This window comes from Pseudorhodoferax sp. LjRoot39, assembly GCF_964253035.1.
Lineage (GTDB): Bacteria > Pseudomonadota > Gammaproteobacteria > Burkholderiales > Burkholderiaceae_C > Pseudorhodoferax.
Genome location: NZ_CAXUQL020000001.1, coordinates 957,777 through 974,371, shown reverse-complemented (window position 1 = coordinate 974,371; position 16,595 = coordinate 957,777). Strand labels below are relative to the sequence as shown.

Below are 16,595 nucleotides of genomic sequence, written 5' to 3'. Positions count from 1 at the left end.
CCGCCCGAAGGCGCTCGCTCCGCAGGCGAAGCCGAAGGTACTCCAGTGAGCACCGCCGGGCCGCCCCAAGGTGCTCAGCACCGCAGCGCGCAACGCGAAGGTACACCTGTGAACGCCATGGCCGACGTGCTGCCATCCACCATGCAGGCCATCGTCGCCCGCGAACCCGGTGATGCCGGCGTGCTGGCGCTGGCCGAACGCCCGGTGCCCGTTCCCGGCGACGGCGAGCTGCTGCTGCGCGTGCTGGCCGCCGGCATCAACCGGCCCGACATCATGCAGCGCCAGGGCATCGCCAGGCCCGCGCCCGGCGCCACCGACGTGCTGGGCCTGGAGGTCTGCGGCGAGGTCGTCGCCTGTGGCCCGGGGGTCGACAGCGCGCTGTTGGGCCAGCGGCGCATGGCGCTGGTGCCGGGCGGCGGCTACGCGCCCTGGTGCGTGGCCCCGGCCGCGCACGCGTTCGCGGTGCCGGCCCGGCTGTCCGACGCCGAGGCCGCGGCCCTGCCCGAGGGGCTGTTCACGGTCTGGCACAACCTGTTCGAGCTGGGCCGCCTGGCCATGGGCGAGACCGTGCTCATCCATGGCGCGGCCGGCGGCATCGGCACGCTGGCGGTGCAGATGGCGCACGCGGCCGGCTGCACCGTCATCGCGACCGCCAGCGACGCGGCCCGCTTCGACGCGTTGCGGGCGCTGGGCGCCGACCTGGCGGTCTGCTGGCCCACCACGGACTTCGTCCAGGCCTGCCTGGACTTCACCGGGGGCCGCGGCGTGGACGTGGTGCTGGACATCGTGGGCGGCGACTACGTGCGCCGCAACCTGCAGGCCATGGCCTTCGGCGGCCGGCATGTGAGCCTGTCCTTCATGCAGGGCTCGGCCGTCACGGTGGAGCTGCTCACGCTGATGCAGCGCCAGCTGAGCCTGCACGCGTCCACCATGCGCCCGCAGACGCACGCCGAAAAGGCCCGCATGGCGCAGGCGCTGGCGCGCCATGTGCTGCCGCTGATCGGCAGCGGGCGCATCGCGCCGCGCCTGCACGCCAGCCTGCCGCTGGCGCAGGCCGCGCAGGCCCACAGGCTGCTGGAAAGCGGCCAGGTGTTCGGAAAACTCGTCCTGGTACCTTGACCATGCAGTTGCTCTATGCGCCCACCTCGCCCTTCGTGCGCAAGGTCATGGTTTGCGCCCACCTGAGCGGCCAGGCCGGCCGCATCCAGTGGCTGGACAGTGCCGCCCACCCGGTGCGCCGCGATGGCCGCATCGCAGCGCACAACCCGCTGGCCAAGGTGCCCACGCTGATCCTGGACGACGGCCAGTCGCTCTACGACAGCCGCGTGATCTGCGAGTACATCGACAGCCTGGGCGGCGCCGGCATCTTCCCGGCCGCCGGCCCCGCGCGCTGGACGGCGCTGACGCGCCAGGCCCTGGGCGACGGCCTGCTCGATGCCGCGCTGCTGGCGCGCTACGAGCTGACGGCGCGGCCTGCCGAGGTGCAGTGGCCGGTCTGGCGCGAGGCGCTGCTGACCAAGGTCGCGGCCTGCCTGCAGGCCATCGACGCTGCCGCGCCGGAACTGGCCATGGCAGCCCCGACGATTGGCGAGATCGCCATCGGCTGCGGCCTGGGCTACCTGGACTTCCGCTTCCCCGAACTGGACTGGCGCAGCAGCCACCCCGCCGCGGCGCGCTGGTACGCCGGCCTCGCGCAGCTGCCCGCCATGCAGGCCACCCTTCCCCACGACGCTTGAGAGCACCCATGCCCGACACCGCCACGCTCCCCCTCACGGTCTGGTTCCTGAATGGCCCCAACGCCAACCTCTACGGCCTGGACGCCAACAAGACCTACGGCAGCGACAGCTTCCCGCAGCTGCAGTCGCGCTGCGAGCAGAAGGCCGCTGCACTCGGCGTGCAGCTGCGCTTCCTGCAGTCCAACCACGAAGGCCAGTTGATCGACTGGCTGCAGGAGGCACGCGGCGTGGCCGACGGCATCGTCATCAACGCAGCGGGCCTGACCTACACCTCCATCGCCATCCTCGATGCGCTGCTGGCCTTCCCTGGCAAGATCATCGAGGCCCACATGAGCAACATCTGGAAGCGCGAGCCCTTCCGCCACCATTCCTTCATCTCCAAGGCGGCCGACGGCGTGATCGCAGGCCTGGGCGGCGACGGCTACGAGTTCGCCATCGAGGCCGTGGCGCGCCTGGTGCGCAAGAGCCGGCAGGGCGGCTGAGGATGGGGACAAGCCTGGGCACCCTGGTCTTCTACAGCGATTTCGACGACTTCGACACCTGGAAGCATGCGCTGCAGGCGCAGCTCCCGGACCTGGAGGTGGTGCATTCCAGCGCCGTCGAGCGACTGCAGGATGTGCACTACGCGATGGCCTGGAAGCCTCCCGAGGGCTTCTTCCGGCAGATGCCGAACCTGCGGCTCATCGTCAACCTGGGGGCGGGCGTCGATGCGCTGGTCGCGCGCAAGGACCTGCCCCCCGACGTTCCCATCACCCGGATCACCGATCCGCAGATGTCGCGCATGATGGCCGGCTACGTGCTGTTCGCCGTACTGCGGCATGCGCGCGACATCCCGTACTTCGAGCAGGCGCAGCGGCGCGGCGCATGGACTTATCGCCACCCGCGCGCGCCCGACGAGACCACGGCCGCGGTGCTGGGCCTGGGCCAGCTCGGCGCCACGGCCGCCCACGAACTGCAGCGCCAGGGTTTCAGGACGCTGGGCTGGTCGCGCAGCCCGCGCCAGATCGAGGGCGTGGCCTGCTTTTCGGGCATGGAAACGCTGGATGCGGTGCTCGGCCAGGCCGACATCGTGGTCCTGATGCTGCCGCTCACGCCGCAGACGCAGAACCTCTTCGACCGCGCGCGGCTGGAGCGCCTGCGGCCCGGCGCCGCGTTCGTGAACGTCGCCCGGGGCGCGCTGGTCGACCAGGCCGCGCTGACGGCACTGCTGCAGAGCGGCCACATCGGCAGCGCGACGCTGGACGTCTTCGAACGCGAACCCCTGCCGGCTACCGATCCGTTGTGGGGCATGCCCCATGTGCTGATCACGCCGCACCTGGCCTCGGTCGCCATCCCGTCCTCGTCGGCACGGCAGATCGCGGCCAACATCCTGCGCGTCGCGGCCGGCGAGCCGCCGGACAACCGCATCGACCGATCGCGCGGGTACTGACACCGGTCTGTCGGACAACGCCGCATTCGGCTGCGCCTGGCGGCGGTTCCCGCATGGGTGTGGCTATAGTCGCGCGGGACGTTCCGCCCGATGACTTCTCCAGCGCCCCCACCATTGCAGTTGGCCCAGCTTGGCGAGGAGATGCGCTACCGGTTGCTCGTCGAGGCCGTCACCGACTACGCGATCTACATGCTCGATCCCGAGGGCCGGGTGGTCAGCTGGAACGCCGGTGCGCAACGCCTGAAGGGCTACACACCGGCGCAGATCCTGGGACGCAGCTTCTCCAACTTCTACACCGAGGCCGATCGCGCCGCCGGCCTGCCGGCGCGGGCCCTCATGACGGCCGCCACGCAGGGCCGCTTCGAAGCCGAAGGCTGGCGCGTGCGCCGCGACGGCAGTTGCTTCTGGGCTCTGGTGGTCATCGATCCGATCCGCGGCGAGGACGGTTCCATCATCGGCTACGCCAAGGTCACACGCGACCTGACCGAGCGCCGTGCCGCCCAGCAGGCGCTGGAGCAGGCGCGCGAGGCCTTGTTCCAGTCGCAGAAGCTCGACGCCATCGGCCAGCTCACGGGCGGCGTGGCGCACGACTTCAACAACCTGCTCATGGTGGTGATGTCCAGCCTGAGCCTGGCCAAGCGCCGCCTGCCCGACGACCCCAAGCTCGTGCAGCTGCTGGACAACGCGCTCAGCGGCGCTCGGCGCGGCGCGGCGCTGACGCAGCGCATGCTGGCCTTCGCGCGCCGCCAGGACCTCAAGCCCACCGTGGTGCACCTGCCGGCGTTGGTCGGCGGCATGGCCGACCTGCTGGCGCGCAGCCTGGGCAGCATGGTGCAGTTGCAGACCGAGTTTCCGCCGGCGCTGTGCCCGGTGCGCGTGGACGCCAACCAGCTCGAGCTGGCGCTGCTGAACCTGGCAGTGAACGCGCGCGACGCCATGCCGGACGGCGGCCGCCTGCTGCTGCAGGCGCAAGAAGAAACGGTGGCCGTGGAAGGCCATCTGGCGCCCGGGCGCTATGTGCGCCTGGTGGTGGTCGACAGCGGCAGCGGCATGGACGCGGCCACGCTGGCACGGGCGACCGAGCCCTTTTTCACGACCAAGGGCGCGGGCAAGGGCACGGGCCTGGGGCTGGCCATGGTGCACGGCCTGGCTGCCCAGTCGGGCGGGCGCTTCACGCTGCAAAGCCGGCCGGGCGAGGGCACCACGGCCACGCTGTGGCTGCCGGCTGCCGCGGGCGACGAACCGGCGGACGGGCCCGCCCGCGATGGCACCGCGCTGGCCAGCACCCGCCCGCTGCGCGTGCTGGCCGTGGACGACGATGCGCTGGTGCTGACCAACACCGCGGCCCTGCTGGAGGAGCTGGGCCACACGGTGCTGCAGGCCGGCTCGGGCGACGAGGCCTTGCGCCTGCTGGACGAGAACCCGGCGATCGACCTGCTGGTGACCGACCACGTGATGCCGCGCATGACCGGCGCGCAGCTGATCGCCGCCGCCCTGCAGGCGCGGCCGCAGCTGCCCGTGGTGCTGGCCACCGGCTACGCGGAGTTGCCGCCCAGCCTGCCGTTCTCGGCCGTGCGACTGGCCAAGCCCTTCGACCAGGCAGCGCTGGCGCAGGCCATCGCCCGGGCCGTGGCACCGCGCTGACGGCGGCGCCAGCGCCCGGCGGCGTCCTACGCGCGGCCGCGACCATGCGCGGCTGCCTGCGGCGCGCGATGCCGTGCAGTATCCGGCGCATGGACCGTGCTGATGCTCCTCTGGTGGTCTTCCTGGTGGAAGACAACGCTCTGATCCGCGACAACCTCATCGTCGCGCTGGAAGAACTCGTGGACATGCGCGTCGTGGCCTGGGCCGAATCGGAAGGCGATGCCGCCGAGTGGCTGCGCGCGCATCCCGACGGCTGGCAACTGGCCGTGATCGACCTGTTTCTGCGCGACGGCTCGGGGCTGGGCGTGCTGCAGGCCTGCCGCGAACGCAACGGCCGCCAGCGTGCCGTGGTGCTGACCAACTACGCCGACGTCGACATCCGCGCCCAGTGCCTGGCACTCGGCGCCGACGCCGTGTTCGACAAGTCCACCGAACTCGACGCCTTCCTCGAATTCTGCGAAAGCTGAGGCCGCTGGTTCAGCGCCGGCGCGCGAACTGGCGCTGCGCGAATGCCCAGACCAGGCGCGACGCGTCTGGCCCCTGTGGATCGCCGTAGGACTGCGCGGCCGTTCCGCCGCTCCAGGCGTGGCCCAAAGCGGGTATCTCCACCAGCGACGCCACGGTGCGCTGGCGCACGCGGTAGTCGGTGATGTGCATGGCATGGCGGTTGCCGCGTTGCACCGCGCGCGTGGCGCACGGCAGCGCCTGCGCTGCCTGGGCCCATGCCGAGGCAGCCGCTTCGCCGTTGCGCGGGGCCACCACGCGGTCGCGCCCGCCCTGGATCACGAGCAGGGCGGGCCAGCGCGCCAGCATGTCCTCGGGCGTTGCGGCCAGGGCGTCGGCCGCACCATGGCCGGCCATCGCGCGCAGGGCCGAGGCGGTGCTGTCCGCCATGCCCGGCGGCACACCCGAGTGCATGGCCACGGCCTGGAAGCGCTCTGGATAGCGGGCCGCGACCAGCGCCGCCATGCCGGCCCCGGCCGACAGGCCGGCGATGGCCACGCGTGTGCGGTCGCCACCGTACAGCGTGCAGACCTGGTCGACCGCCTGCAGGATCAGCGCCGCCTCGGCAAAGGCCCGCTGCGTGCGCGTGTCATACCAGTTCCAGCAACCATTGGGGTTGGCCAGGCGGTCCTGCTCGGGGTAGAGCACGGCGAAGCCGGCGCGCGCGGCGAGCAGGTGCATGCGCGTGCTGTCCGCAAAGCGGGCGGCGTTCTGGTCGCAGCCGTGCAGCATCACCACCACCGGGATGCGCTGGCCCGGCTTGCGGCCGGCCGGCAGGAACAGCCGGTACCGCCGCTTGCCCACCGGCGCCACGGCCACGCCCACCAGCCAGCGCCCGGCCGAGGGCTTGGCCGCGGCTTTGGCCGTCGGTGCGGCCTGGGCCGGCGTGCGCACGGTGCGGGCCTTGGCGGGCTTGGTGGCCTTCACCTGCACCGACTTGCTGCGCCGCGGCTTGGGCGGCATCAGCGGTGCCAGGCTGCTGGTGAACAGCCGCGTGAGGGTCTTCAGGGTCTTGCGTCGGAGCATGGAGTGTGTGATGGCGGCCGTGGAAGGGCGGGTAGCCACACACGCCTTGCAGGCAGTGTGCCAGTGTCGCGTGTCCGGGGCCCGCGGCGCCCGCCGGTGGCCAGCGCAGGCCGCCGCGCCAGGCACCGGCCGGCGCCCGAATCGGCCTGCGCCTACACCGCCCGCACGCTGGCCGGGCCGAGCATGGTGACTTGTTCCACGACACACAGGAGTCGCCATGTCCAAGAAGCCCTCGTCCACCCGCAGCGACATGGATGGCGATCCGCAGGCACAGGCCCACGGCAAGGTCGCCAACGACCGCAACCAGCCTACGCCCGGCGGCGCCACCCAGGTCCACCAATCGCAGCGCTCGCCGGCCAGCCGCAACGACCGCGAATCGCAGATCGGCTCGGGCAATCAGGTGCGCAGCCGCCAGGGCGGCAAGGGACGCTGAGCCCACGCCCCCGGCCTGTCCGGATCATGCGGGCATGCGCAGGTCCGGGTGCGCGCGCAGCGCCTCGGCCAGGTACTCGGCGAACACGCGCACCTTGGCGGGCACGTGCTGGCGGTCGCGGTAGCACAGGAAGAATTCCAGCGGCTCGGGGTCGATGCGCGGGGCCTTGCGGCTGCGCGTGCTCTGCGTGAACAGCGGCTCCAGCCGGCCTTGGGCGATCAGCGGCCTGGCGATGAACCAGCCCAGCCGCGTGATGCCCGCCCCGTGTATGGCCAGCATGGCCAGCGTGTCGACGTCGTTGGCCACGGCCGCGGCGCGCAGTTCCGGCACCACGCGCGTGCCCTCACGCAGGTAGGACCAGGGCATGACCTTGCCGTCGACCTCCATGCGGTAGAGCAGGCAGTCGTGCTGCGCCAGGTCCTCGGGCGTGGCGGGCCGCCCGCTCCGCTCCAGGTAGGACGGCGCGGCGCAGAACACCATGGGTACGGCCGCGATGCGGCGCACCACCATGCCAGGCTCCAGCGCATGGCTATAGCGGATGCTGATGTCCACGTCTTCCTTGAGTGCGTCGACCTGCCGGTCGACGATGAGCAGCTCGGTCGCCACGCGCGGATGGGCCGCCATGAAGCGCGGCAGCAGCGGCGCCAGCATGCTGCGGCCGAAGGCGGTCGGGCAGGAAATGCGCAGCCGGCCCTGCGGCTGGCCCTCCAGGTCGGCGATGTCGGATTCGGCCATCTCCAGTTGCGCCAGCACCGGCGCCACGCGGGCCCGGTACAGCGCGCCCGCGTTGGTCAATGCGAGCGAACGCGTCGTGCGCGTGAGCAGCCGCGTGCCCAGCGCCTGCTCGAGCCGTGCGATGTTCTGGCTTGCGGCCGCGGGCGTGATCCCCAGCTGGCGCGCGGCCGCCGCGATGCTGCCGCCGTCGACGGCCTTGAGGAAGGTTTCGATGCCGCGCAGCTGGAGCATGGGAAAAGCCTGTGGGTGAAGATGCTGATTCGATAGTCTAGCCATCGACTGCAACAGGCGATCCGGGTCTACCGCGCTGCGCCGCGCGGTTCTAGAGTGCGGTCCGCGTGTTCGCTTTCCGATTCCTTCTCTTCGCTTTCAAGACATCCATGCTTTCGCAAACCGCTTCTCCCCGCACCTGGAAACTTCCCAAGCGCATGGCCCCCGTGGCCTTCGCGTTCTACATGGCCTGCATCATGGCCTTCCTCATGAGCATGGTGATCGTCGCCGCCAACGGTGGTGTCGACGCACGCTTCCTCGACCGCGTGCTGGCGTCCTATGCGCTGGCGATGCCGGCGGCCTTCGCCAGCGTGATGCTGGTGCGGCCCGTGGTACTGCGCCTGGTCGGCTGGACCGTGCGCGGCTGATCAGAGCCGCTGCTGCGTTTCCGCGTCGAACAGGTGCACGAGATTCGGTGCAATGGCCAGGCTGACCATGTCGCCGGGCTTGACCAGCAGCCGGTCGTGCACCAGGGCCTGCACGGCCTGGCCGCGGGACTCGCAGGCCAGCAGCGTGTCGGCGCCGCTGAACTCCACGACCTTGACCTCGCAGGCGATGCCGGGCGTGCCGGCGGTCTGCACCTTGAGGTGTTCGGGCCGCAGGCCCAGCAGCACCTTGCGGCCTTCAAGGTTCTGCGCCGGCGTCGGCAGCGGCACCGCGCCGCCCAGCGTGCCGGCGCTCCCGCCCTGCACCGTGGCAGGCAGCAGGTTCATCGATGGCGAGCCGATGAAGGTCGCGACGAAGGCGTTGCCGGGCCGGTCGTACAGCTCCACGGGCGTGCCAACCTGCTCGACCAGCCCGTCGCGCAGCACCACGATGCGGTCGGCCATGGTCATGGCCTCGACCTGGTCGTGCGTGACGTAGACCGAGGTGGTCGCCAGGCGCTGGTGCAGCGCGCGGATCTCGGTGCGCATCTGCACGCGCAGCTTGGCATCCAGGTTGGACAGTGGCTCGTCGAACAGGAAGACCTTGGGGTCGCGCACCATCGCGCGGCCCATGGCCACGCGCTGGCGCTGGCCGCCCGAGAGCTGCTTGGGTAGCCGGTCCAGCAGTGCATCCAGCCCCAGCATGCGCGCGGCGCCGGCCACCTTCGACGTGATGGCGTCCACCGCGGTGCCGGCGATCATGAGCCCGAAGCCCATGTTCTCGCGCACCGTCATGTGCGGGTACAGCGCATAGGTCTGGAACACCATGGAGACCTCGCGCTGCTTGGGCGGCAGGTCGTTGACCACGGTGTCGGCGATGCGGATCTCGCCCGTGCTGGGCGCGTCCAGCCCCGCGATCATGCGCAGCAGCGTGGACTTCCCGCAGCCGCTGGGCCCGACGAAGACCGCGAACTCGCCGTCGCCGATGGCGATGTCCACGCCCTTGATGACCTTCGTCTCCGCGAAGGATTTGGTGATGCCCGACAGGGTGACCGATGCCATTGTTCTTATCCGCCTTTCACGCCACCGGCCGTCAGGCCGCCGACGATCTCTTTCTGAATCACCAGCGTGAGCACCAGCACCGGCAGCGTGACCAGGATGGCCGCGGCGGCCAGCGGCCCCCAGGCGATCTGCTCGAAGGTCAGCACGTTGTAGATGGCCACCGGCAGGGTGCGCGTCTCGCGCCCGGCCAGCACGGCGCCGAAGATGAAGTTGTTCCACGAGAAGATGAAGGCCAGGATCGCTGCCACCGTGATGCCGGGCCGTGCCAGCGGCAGCGCGATGTGGCGAAAGCGCTGCCAGGGCGAGCAGCCGTCCATGAGGCCGGCCTCGTCCAGTTCCATGGGCAGCGTCTCGAAGTAGCCCGCCACGATGTAGACCATGATGGGCACGGTGATCACCAGGTGCGTGATGACCACGGGCGCCAGCGTGCCCGTGAGGCCCAGCGCCTGGAACAGCGTGAACAGCGGAATCAGAAAGCTGATGGCCGGCGTCATGCGCGCGATCAGGATGGTCAGCAGCAGCTTCTTGGCCTTGAGGCGCGCGATGCCGTAGCCGGCCGGCACGCCGATCAAGAGCGCCACCAGCGTGGCCAGGCCCGACACCGTGATGCTGTTCAGGAAGTACTGGAAGAACGGCCCGCTGTCGAACACTTTCTCGAAGTTGGCCAGCGTGGGCGGGCTGGGGATGAACACCGGTGGGTAGGCCAGGTTGTCCACGTCGTTCTTGAAGGCCAGCGACAGCATCCAGAGGAAGAAGCCGATGGCCGGCGAGACCAGCAGAAACACGCACAGCGCGAGCAGCGCCTTGTCGATGAGCTTACGCGTCATAGCGGGACCGTTCCTTGAGCCAGAAGAGCAGCAGGCTGAGCGCCACCACGAGCACGAAGAACACGACCACGACCGCCGATGCCTTGCCGATCTGGTAGAACGAAAACGCCTGCAGGTACAGGTACAGGTTGATGGTTTCCGAGGAGGTGCCGGGCCCGCCCTGCGTGATCACGTAGATGGTGTCGAAGGTCTTGAGCGCGTCGATCAGGCGCACCACGGCGGCCACCATGATGAAGGGCATCAGCAGCGGCAGCGTGACGTAGCGCAGCGTCTGCCAGCGCGTGGCGCCCTCCATGTGCGCGGCCTCGAAGGGGTCGGTCGGCAGCGAGGCCAGGCCGCCCAGCACGATCAGCATCACCAGCGGCGTCCACTGCCAGATGTCGACCAGCACCAGGCAGGGGATCGCCAGCATGGGCGAGTAGACCCATTCGCTGGGCGGGATGCCGACGAGGGACAGCAGGTAGTTCAGCACGCCCTGCTGCGGGTGGAACATCATGACCCAGACCAGCGCGATGGCCACCGGCGTGGCCATCATGGGCAGCACGAAGGCACCGCGCCAGAAGCCGCGGCCCGCGAACTTCTGGTTGAAGATGAGCGCGGCCGCAGTGCCCAGCACCAGCGGCGCGATGACGGCCAGCGCCGTGAACACCAGCGTGTGCAGGATGGAGGTGAGAAAGCGCGTGTTGGTCGCCAGCTCCAGGTAGTTCTCCAGGCCCACGAACTGCGCCTTGGAGCCGATCTTCCAGTCGAACAGGCTCATCCACAGCGTGAACATCCACGGGAAGACGATCACGGCCAGCACGACCAGCACGGCCGGCACGACGAACCATAGGAAGGGCGAGACGCGCCTGCGCATCACGACTCGGATTTCGCCAGCACGGGCGCGAACTCGGCCGTGGCCTTCTTGAGTTCGGCCGCCGGGTCGGCACCGGTCAGCATGTTGTTGAGTGCGATGCCGTAGACATCGCGGAACTCGGTCACGGGCTCGATGATGGGCAGACCGGGCTTGGCGATGCGCAGCGACTCGGCCACGGCCGTGAGCCAGGCAGCCGGCACCTTGAGGTTGGCGATCGCGTCCTTGTCGCCGTAGGCCGACAGCCGCACTGGTGCGCCCGAGCCCGTGGCCAGCATGCGCGCCTGCATGGCCTTGTTGGTGGCCCAGACGATGTACAGGAAGGCCGCCTCCTTCTTCTTGGAGAACGAGGACACGCCGATGCCGTCGCCGAAGGTGGCCGAGACCTGGGCCTTGGGGCCGGGCGGCATCACGCCGTAGCCGACCTTGCCGACCACCTTGGACTTGGTGGCGTCTTCCAGCGGCGGCGCGAAGCCCGAGCCGTCGATCCACATCGCGGCCTTGCCCTGCAAGAAGAGGCTCTGCGATTCGTTCCAGTTGTAGCCGGCGATGCCGGCGGGGCCGGTGGTCTTGAGCAGGTCGCGGTACAGCGTGGCCGAGGCGATGGCCTCGGGCGTCTCGGTCGCGAGCTTGCCGTTGGCATCGAAGAACTGTCCGCCCCAGCCCAGGAAGAAGCCGGTCCACAGCGGCACGTTGGCGTTCTTGAGGCCGCGGCCGACGAAGCCGGCGACGCCATTGGCCGGGTCGTGCAGCTTCTTCGCGGCCTCCAGGATCTCGGCATAGGTCTTGGGGTAGGCCACGCCCTTGGCCGCGAACAGGTCCTTGTTGTAGTAGAGGATCCAGGGGTCCAGGTTCAGCGGCAGGCTGTCGATGCGGCCGTCGCTCTGCGTGGCGTAGAACATGCCGCCGGCCGAGTAGTCCTTCTGGTCGAAGTCCGGCGGCGCGGCGCTGGCGAACATGGGCCGCAGGTCTTCCATCCACTTGCCCTTGGCGAACTGGCGCTTTTGCACGTGGTAGGACAGGTGCACCACGTCGAAGCTGGTGCGGCCCGAGTTGAACTCGATCACGGTCTTCTGGCGCGACTGCTGTTCGGGCATCTGCTCGGCACCGACCTTGATGCCCGTGAGGTCCTCGAACTCCTTCTGGTGGCGCTGCAGCAGCTCGCCGCGCGGGCTCTTGATCAGGTGCACCTCGATGCTGGTGCCGGCGTGGCGCTTCCAGTCGAAGCTGCCCTGGGCGAACACGTTGGGCAGGGTGCCGATGGCAGTGGCGCCGGCGGCGGCCTGCAGCAGTTCACGGCGCTTGAAGGCGGGATGGTTCATGGCTTGTCTCCGGTGCTTGTTGTCTACAGGGTGGCGAAATCCTGGCCCAGCGCGCGGTAGGCGGCGCGCACGGCCTGTGCCTCGGCAGGCTCCAGCGGCGAGAGCGGGGCGCGCACGTGCAGCCAGGCGTCGTCGCCCGTCTGCTCGGCCAGCGCGGTCTTGTAGGCGCTGACGAAGGGCATGTCGGGGCGCACGCCGAGCAGGGCCAGCAGGCCTTGCATCAGCGCCAGGTCGGCGGCCGAGACCTCGGCCGGGCGCGACACCACGCGGCGCATCAGGTGCGGTGCCAGGTTGGCCAGGCCGTTGACCGAGCCGGCGCCGCCTTGCAGCATGACCGGCGCCACGTCGAGCTCGGCTCCGACCAGCGTGCCCAGTTGCGGGAAGGCCTTCACCAACGCGAGCGAATGCGCACGGTCGCCCGTGCTGTCCTTGATGCCGACCACCACGCCCGGGTGCGCATCGGCCAGCGTGGCGATGGCGGCATGGCTGAAGCCCACGTTGCTGAGCGAGGGGAACTGGTAGAGCAGCACGCGCAGCGCGTCGCTGCCGATGCCGCGCACCATCTGGCTGACCGCATCGACCACGCCCGCGTCGCGCGGGTGGTTGAAGTAGAAGGCCGGCATGTACAGCTGGCGCGTGCAGCCCAGCGCGATCGCGTGGCGGCCCAGTGTGATGGCGTCGCCCAGCGCGCAGGCCGTGGTGCAGACGATGAGCTGGTCTGGCCGCACACCGTCGGCCAGCAGAGCCTCCAGCAGCGCCTGGCGTTCGGCCACGGTCAGCGCCGGCCCCTCGCCCGTGGTGCCGAACGGCGTGATGCCGTCGCTGCCAGCGGCCAGCATGCGGCGCGCCTGGGCCAGCGTGCGGGCGGTGTCGACGGCGCCGCCGGCCGTGAAGGCCGTGGCCAGGGCGGGCCACAGGCCGGTGATGGCATGCGTCATCGCGTGCGTCTCCTCGGGATGTTGCTGGGGGGAACGAAAGCGGGCAACGGCATCGCCGCAGGGCCGGTCAGCGCGTGGTTGAGCGCGCTGTCCATGTGGGCGTCGAGCAGGCGCACGGCGGCAGCGGCGTCGCGCTGTTCCAGCGCCGCGACGAACAGCAGGTGCTCCTGCATCGCGGGGATCAGCCGGGCCGGCGTGATGACGGCCTGCTCCAGCCGGATCAGCCGGATGCGCAGGCTGTTCACGCGGTAGATCTCCGACACGATCTCGTTGCCCAGCGCATCGACCATGCGGTCGTGCAGGCCCCAGTCCACGGCCTGGGCGTCGTCCAGCAGCGCGGCGTCGGCGTGGCCGGCACAGGCGCTCGCGCGGTCGATGATGTCCTGGTGCGCGGCCGTGATCGCCGCGAGTTCCGGGGCCGTGACCACGGCCGCGAAGTGGCGCACGGCCTCGCGCTCGATCATGGCGCGCAGCTGGAAGGCGTTGCGCACGAGCTTCAGGTCCACGTGCGCGATCTGCAGGCCGCGCTGCGGCACGGTCTTGACCAGGCCAGCCGCCTCCAGGCGCGGGATCATCTCGCGCACCGCACCCAGCGGCATGTCCAGCAGGGTCATGAGCTCGCGCTGCGAGACGAACTGGCCGGGCTTGATGCCGCCGGCCAGGATCTGCTGCGTGAAGCCCTGGTAGGCACGCGCACGCTGGCTGGTCGGCTCGGGGGCGACCACGGCCAGGCGGCGCGGCTTGGTCACTTCAACACGCCCTTCGTCAGGAGGATGTTGGCGTAGGTGCGCGTATCGCCCGTGGCCACGATGGCGAAGGCCTTGGCCGCGCGCTCGTAGAAGGCGTAGCGCTCCACCGCGCCGGGGGCGGCCTCGCCATGCCGGGCCAGCACCTCGGTGAACTGCGCGACGGCCGGCGGCACCTCCTCGGCATGGCCCACCACCTGCATGGTGCAGGCGGGCTGCGGCACGAAGTCGTCCAGCGGCAGCACCGAGAGCACGGCGTCCAGCACCGCGTCGGCCGACACCCCGGGCAGGCGGATCAGCCGCTGCGCGTGCGTGGCGGCCGGGAAGAAGGCATCGGCCAGCACGATCTCGTCGCCATGGCCCATGGAGGCGAGCGCGTGCAGCAGGTCGGGCGAGAGCAGGGGAGACAGGTTCTTGAGCATGGGCCGCGCATGGTGCCCAGCGCACAGGCGTTGTCCCATCGGCAGATGCCCTGTTGACGAACTGACATGTTAGTCATAGGGTCAGCGACATTTTTCCTTGAGGAGACTGTTCGATGCCGCCTGCGCCTGTGACGCGCTTTCCCGCCTGCAACGACGGCCTGCGCCTGGGCCTGGGCGGTGCGCCGCTGGGCAACCTGTTCCGCGCCGTGCCGCCTGCCGAGGCCCATGCCGTGCTGGCCGCGGCGTTGGCCGACGGTTGCAGGAGCTTCGACACCGCGCCGCACTACGGCAACGGCCTGTCGGAGCAGCGCTTCGGCCAGGTGCTGCGTGGGCTGCCGCGCGCGCGCTTCGTGCTGTCGAGCAAGGTCGGCCGCCTGCTGCGCCCGGATGCCCAGGCCGCGCGTGACCAGAACGGCTATGTGGACGTGCTGCCGTTCACGCAACGCTGGGACTACTCTGCCGCCGGCACACGCCGCAGCGTGGAGGACAGCCTGCAGCGCCTGGGCCTGGCGCGGCTGGACGTGGCCTACGTGCACGACTGCGACGCCGCCACGCATGGCGACGCCTACCCGCGGGTGCTGGCCCAGGTGCTGGGCGAGACGCTGCCCACGCTGCGCGCACTGCAGCGCGAGGGGCTGGTCGGTGCCATCGGCCTGGGCGTCAACGACGTGCAAGTCTGCCTGGACGTGCTGGCCGGTGCCGACATCGACTGCCTGCTGCTGGCCGGCCGCTACAGCCTGCTCGACCACAGCGCGCTGCCGGCCCTGCTGCCGCTGTGCGTGCAGCGCGGCGTGCGCATCGCGCTGGGCGGTGCGTTCAACTCGGGCATCCTGGCCACGGGGGTGCTGGGCGGTGCCGAGCCGCGCTTCAACTACGCGCGCGCGCCGCAGGCCTGGATCGACCGCACGGCCGCCATCGAACGCACCTGCGCCGACCATGGCGTGCCGCTGCGCGCGGCGGCGCTGCAGTTCCCGCTGGCGCACCCGGCCGTGGACATCGTCGTGGCCGGTGCGCAGGACGTGGCCCAGTGGCAGGACAGCCGCGCCATGCTGGCCCAGCCCATCCCGGCCGCCTTCTGGCAGGCGCTGCGCGCCCAGGGTCTCTTGCCCGCGGAGGCTCCCACGCCATGATCGACGCCCACTTCCACATCTGGCGCCTGGACCGCGGCGACTACGGCTGGCTCACGCCCGCGCTCGGCCCCATCCACCGCGACGTTGGCTTGGCCGACTGGCGTGCCGTGAGCGCACCCTGCGGCGTGCAGGGCGGCGTGCTGGTGCAGGCCGCGCCGACCGAGGCCGAGACCGCGTTCCTGCTGCACGAGGCGGCGCAGGTGCCCGAGGTGCTCGGCGTGGTCGGCTGGGTCGACCTGCTGGCGCCGGATGCGCCCGCGCGCATCGAGGCACTCGCGCGCCAGCCCAAGCTCAAGGGCCTGCGACCCATGCTGCAGGACATCGCCGATGCGGACTGGATCCTGCAAGGCGCGCTGCGGCCCGCGCTGGCCGCCATGGCGCGCTGCGGCCTGGTGTTCGACGCGCTGGTGCAGCCCCGCCACCTGCCGCGCATCCTGCGGCTGGCCGAGCGCCATCCGGATCTGCGCATCGTGGTCGACCACGGTGCCAAGCCCGCCATCCCGGGCGACGCGGCGGGCTGGGCCGCCTGGACGGCCGGTCTTCAGGCGCTGGCCGACGAGACGGCCGCCTTCTGCAAGCTCTCCGGCCTGTGGACCGAGGCTGCCACGGGCGCGCCGGTCGATGTGCTGGAACGCCATGCGCACTGGCTGCTGCAGTGCTTCGGCCCGCAGCGCTGCCTGTGGGGCAGCGACTGGCCCGTGCTCGACCTGGCAGGCCGCTACGATGCGTGGCTGGCCGCGGCGCAGCAATGGGTTGCGCCGGCCGACCAGGCCGCTGTGTTCGACGCCACGGCGCGACTGGCCTATGGCCTGTAACCGGAGCAACGCATGCTGATCACCACCACCCCCTCCATCGAAGGCAAGCGCATCACCCGCTACTGCGGCGTGGTCGCGGGCGAGGCCATCCTGGGCGCCAATGTCTTCAAGGACATGTTCGCCGGCATCCGTGACCTGGTCGGCGGCCGTTCGGCCACCTACGAGCGCGAACTGCAGCGCGCCCGCGACATCGCCATGCGCGAGCTGCAGGAGCGCGCCGAGGAGGCCGGCGCCAACGCCGTCGTCGGCGTGGACCTGGACTACGAGGTGCTGGGGCGCGACAACGGCATGCTGATGGTCTCGGCCAGCGGCACGGCCGTGGTCGTCGAGTAGGGCGC

At 70.7% G+C, this 16,595-nt stretch carries 20 protein-coding genes; 11 read left to right on the top strand and 9 right to left on the bottom strand.

Annotated elements, in window-relative coordinates; genetic code table 11:
- The first annotated feature begins 141 nt into the window (after positions 1-141).
- The 6 genes from ACSQ4M_RS04610 to ACSQ4M_RS04585 all read left to right on the top strand — a co-directional run bounded on the left by ACSQ4M_RS04610 (position 142) and on the right by ACSQ4M_RS04585 (position 5,276).
- Positions 142-1,119: an NAD(P)H-quinone oxidoreductase gene (locus ACSQ4M_RS04610; RefSeq protein WP_436193964.1), complete on the top strand. Its 978-nt coding sequence runs from the start codon at positions 142-144 to the stop codon at positions 1,117-1,119.
- 2 nt (positions 1,120-1,121) lie between these two features.
- Positions 1,122-1,736: a glutathione S-transferase gene (locus tag ACSQ4M_RS04605; protein WP_436188426.1), complete on the top strand. Its 615-nt coding sequence runs from the start codon at positions 1,122-1,124 to the stop codon at positions 1,734-1,736.
- A gap of 8 nt (positions 1,737-1,744) precedes the next feature.
- Entirely contained in the window at positions 1,745-2,218 is a 474-nt protein-coding gene (locus ACSQ4M_RS04600) for a type II 3-dehydroquinate dehydratase (protein ID WP_436188425.1), read from the top strand.
- A 2-nt stretch (positions 2,219-2,220) separates the two neighbouring features.
- Positions 2,221-3,165 carry a 2-hydroxyacid dehydrogenase gene (locus ACSQ4M_RS04595; RefSeq protein ID WP_436188424.1) on the top strand — a complete coding sequence of 315 codons (945 nt, stop codon included), beginning with the start codon at positions 2,221-2,223 and terminating at the stop codon, positions 3,163-3,165.
- A 90-nt stretch (positions 3,166-3,255) separates the two neighbouring features.
- Positions 3,256-4,809: an ATP-binding protein gene (locus tag ACSQ4M_RS04590; RefSeq protein WP_436188423.1), complete on the top strand. Its 1,554-nt coding sequence runs from the start codon at positions 3,256-3,258 to the stop codon at positions 4,807-4,809.
- A gap of 89 nt (positions 4,810-4,898) precedes the next feature.
- Positions 4,899-5,276 (top strand): response regulator, encoded by a 378-nt coding sequence (locus ACSQ4M_RS04585; RefSeq protein WP_436188422.1) that lies wholly within the window; start codon positions 4,899-4,901, stop codon positions 5,274-5,276.
- Between the two features lie 10 nt (positions 5,277-5,286).
- On the opposite strand, the gene ACSQ4M_RS04580 is transcribed toward ACSQ4M_RS04585, so the two are convergent.
- Positions 5,287-6,339 (bottom strand): extracellular catalytic domain type 1 short-chain-length polyhydroxyalkanoate depolymerase, encoded by a 1,053-nt coding sequence (locus tag ACSQ4M_RS04580; RefSeq protein WP_436188421.1) that lies wholly within the window; start codon positions 6,337-6,339, stop codon positions 5,287-5,289.
- A gap of 217 nt (positions 6,340-6,556) precedes the next feature.
- On the opposite strand from ACSQ4M_RS04580, the gene ACSQ4M_RS04575 reads away from it, so the two are divergent.
- On the top strand, positions 6,557-6,772 hold the full coding sequence (locus ACSQ4M_RS04575) for a hypothetical protein (RefSeq protein ID WP_436188420.1): 216 nt from the start codon (positions 6,557-6,559) through the stop codon (positions 6,770-6,772).
- Between the two features lie 24 nt (positions 6,773-6,796).
- Here ACSQ4M_RS04575 and ACSQ4M_RS04570 read toward each other — a convergent pair whose 3' ends face one another.
- A complete protein-coding gene (locus ACSQ4M_RS04570; protein ID WP_436188419.1) occupies positions 6,797-7,738 on the bottom strand; it encodes a LysR family transcriptional regulator in 942 nt (313 codons plus the stop codon).
- A gap of 149 nt (positions 7,739-7,887) precedes the next feature.
- On the opposite strand from ACSQ4M_RS04570, the gene ACSQ4M_RS04565 reads away from it, so the two are divergent.
- A complete protein-coding gene (locus ACSQ4M_RS04565; RefSeq protein WP_436188418.1) occupies positions 7,888-8,145 on the top strand; it encodes a DUF2798 domain-containing protein in 258 nt (85 codons plus the stop codon).
- Here ACSQ4M_RS04565 and ACSQ4M_RS04560 read toward each other — a convergent pair whose 3' ends face one another.
- From ACSQ4M_RS04560 to ACSQ4M_RS04530, 7 genes are read right to left on the bottom strand one after another with little or no spacing between them, the layout of a single operon-like run.
- Positions 8,146-9,204, bottom strand: a complete 1,059-nt coding sequence (locus ACSQ4M_RS04560) for an ABC transporter ATP-binding protein (protein WP_436188417.1) — start codon at positions 9,202-9,204, stop codon at positions 8,146-8,148.
- Positions 9,205-9,209: 5 nt separating this feature from the next.
- Positions 9,210-10,031: a carbohydrate ABC transporter permease gene (locus tag ACSQ4M_RS04555; RefSeq protein WP_436188416.1), complete on the bottom strand. Its 822-nt coding sequence runs from the start codon at positions 10,029-10,031 to the stop codon at positions 9,210-9,212.
- Positions 10,021-10,887 carry a carbohydrate ABC transporter permease gene (locus ACSQ4M_RS04550; protein ID WP_436188415.1) on the bottom strand — a complete coding sequence of 289 codons (867 nt, stop codon included), beginning with the start codon at positions 10,885-10,887 and terminating at the stop codon, positions 10,021-10,023. The genes ACSQ4M_RS04555 and ACSQ4M_RS04550 overlap by 11 nt, the downstream gene beginning before the upstream one ends.
- Complete coding sequence (locus ACSQ4M_RS04545; RefSeq protein ID WP_436188414.1) at positions 10,887-12,206, bottom strand: ABC transporter substrate-binding protein; 1,320 nt, start codon at positions 12,204-12,206, stop codon at positions 10,887-10,889. The genes ACSQ4M_RS04550 and ACSQ4M_RS04545 overlap by 1 nt, the downstream gene beginning before the upstream one ends.
- A 23-nt stretch (positions 12,207-12,229) precedes the next feature.
- Positions 12,230-13,144, bottom strand: coding sequence for a dihydrodipicolinate synthase family protein (locus ACSQ4M_RS04540; RefSeq protein ID WP_436188413.1), 915 nt, complete (start codon positions 13,142-13,144; stop codon positions 12,230-12,232).
- On the bottom strand, positions 13,141-13,893 hold the full coding sequence (locus ACSQ4M_RS04535; RefSeq protein ID WP_436188412.1) for a GntR family transcriptional regulator: 753 nt from the start codon (positions 13,891-13,893) through the stop codon (positions 13,141-13,143). Before ACSQ4M_RS04535 ends, ACSQ4M_RS04540 begins: the two co-directional genes overlap by 4 nt.
- Positions 13,890-14,312, bottom strand: a complete 423-nt coding sequence (locus ACSQ4M_RS04530; protein ID WP_436193963.1) for an RbsD/FucU family protein — start codon at positions 14,310-14,312, stop codon at positions 13,890-13,892. The genes ACSQ4M_RS04535 and ACSQ4M_RS04530 overlap by 4 nt, the downstream gene beginning before the upstream one ends.
- A gap of 113 nt (positions 14,313-14,425) precedes the next feature.
- Between ACSQ4M_RS04530 and ACSQ4M_RS04525 the strand changes: the two genes are divergently transcribed.
- Genes ACSQ4M_RS04525 through ACSQ4M_RS04515 form a run of 3 tightly spaced genes read left to right on the top strand, consistent with a single transcriptional unit; the run spans position 14,426 to position 16,590 of the window.
- Positions 14,426-15,442, top strand: a complete 1,017-nt coding sequence (locus tag ACSQ4M_RS04525) for an aldo/keto reductase (RefSeq protein ID WP_436188411.1) — start codon at positions 14,426-14,428, stop codon at positions 15,440-15,442.
- Positions 15,439-16,257 (top strand): amidohydrolase family protein, encoded by an 819-nt coding sequence (locus ACSQ4M_RS04520; protein WP_436188410.1) that lies wholly within the window; start codon positions 15,439-15,441, stop codon positions 16,255-16,257. Before ACSQ4M_RS04525 ends, ACSQ4M_RS04520 begins: the two co-directional genes overlap by 4 nt.
- Before the next feature lie 12 nt (positions 16,258-16,269).
- Complete coding sequence (locus ACSQ4M_RS04515; protein WP_436188409.1) at positions 16,270-16,590, top strand: heavy metal-binding domain-containing protein; 321 nt, start codon at positions 16,270-16,272, stop codon at positions 16,588-16,590.
- The last annotated feature ends 5 nt before the right edge of the window (positions 16,591-16,595 follow it).

Bases quoted from the DNA above. Each gene is read 5' to 3' on its own strand.
- ACSQ4M_RS04610 (WP_436193964.1), top strand. From the start codon at position 142: ATGCAGGCCATCGTCGCCCGCGAACCCGGTGATGCCGGCGTGCTGGCG.
- ACSQ4M_RS04605 (WP_436188426.1), top strand. From the start codon at position 1,122: ATGCAGTTGCTCTATGCGCCCACCTCGCCCTTCGTGCGCAAGGTCATG.
- ACSQ4M_RS04600 (WP_436188425.1), top strand. From the start codon at position 1,745: ATGCCCGACACCGCCACGCTCCCCCTCACGGTCTGGTTCCTGAATGGC.
- ACSQ4M_RS04595 (WP_436188424.1), top strand. From the start codon at position 2,221: ATGGGGACAAGCCTGGGCACCCTGGTCTTCTACAGCGATTTCGACGAC.
- ACSQ4M_RS04590 (WP_436188423.1), top strand. From the start codon at position 3,256: ATGACTTCTCCAGCGCCCCCACCATTGCAGTTGGCCCAGCTTGGCGAG.
- ACSQ4M_RS04585 (WP_436188422.1), top strand. From the start codon at position 4,899: ATGGACCGTGCTGATGCTCCTCTGGTGGTCTTCCTGGTGGAAGACAAC.
- ACSQ4M_RS04580 (WP_436188421.1), bottom strand. From the start codon at position 6,339: ATGCTCCGACGCAAGACCCTGAAGACCCTCACGCGGCTGTTCACCAGC.
- ACSQ4M_RS04575 (WP_436188420.1), top strand. From the start codon at position 6,557: ATGTCCAAGAAGCCCTCGTCCACCCGCAGCGACATGGATGGCGATCCG.
- ACSQ4M_RS04570 (WP_436188419.1), bottom strand. From the start codon at position 7,738: ATGCTCCAGCTGCGCGGCATCGAAACCTTCCTCAAGGCCGTCGACGGC.
- ACSQ4M_RS04565 (WP_436188418.1), top strand. From the start codon at position 7,888: ATGCTTTCGCAAACCGCTTCTCCCCGCACCTGGAAACTTCCCAAGCGC.
- ACSQ4M_RS04560 (WP_436188417.1), bottom strand. From the start codon at position 9,204: ATGGCATCGGTCACCCTGTCGGGCATCACCAAATCCTTCGCGGAGACG.
- ACSQ4M_RS04555 (WP_436188416.1), bottom strand. From the start codon at position 10,031: ATGACGCGTAAGCTCATCGACAAGGCGCTGCTCGCGCTGTGCGTGTTT.
- ACSQ4M_RS04550 (WP_436188415.1), bottom strand. From the start codon at position 10,887: ATGCGCAGGCGCGTCTCGCCCTTCCTATGGTTCGTCGTGCCGGCCGTG.
- ACSQ4M_RS04545 (WP_436188414.1), bottom strand. From the start codon at position 12,206: ATGAACCATCCCGCCTTCAAGCGCCGTGAACTGCTGCAGGCCGCCGCC.
- ACSQ4M_RS04540 (WP_436188413.1), bottom strand. From the start codon at position 13,144: ATGACGCATGCCATCACCGGCCTGTGGCCCGCCCTGGCCACGGCCTTC.
- ACSQ4M_RS04530 (WP_436193963.1), bottom strand. From the start codon at position 14,312: ATGCTCAAGAACCTGTCTCCCCTGCTCTCGCCCGACCTGCTGCACGCG.
- ACSQ4M_RS04525 (WP_436188411.1), top strand. From the start codon at position 14,426: ATGCCGCCTGCGCCTGTGACGCGCTTTCCCGCCTGCAACGACGGCCTG.
- ACSQ4M_RS04520 (WP_436188410.1), top strand. From the start codon at position 15,439: ATGATCGACGCCCACTTCCACATCTGGCGCCTGGACCGCGGCGACTAC.
- ACSQ4M_RS04515 (WP_436188409.1), top strand. From the start codon at position 16,270: ATGCTGATCACCACCACCCCCTCCATCGAAGGCAAGCGCATCACCCGC.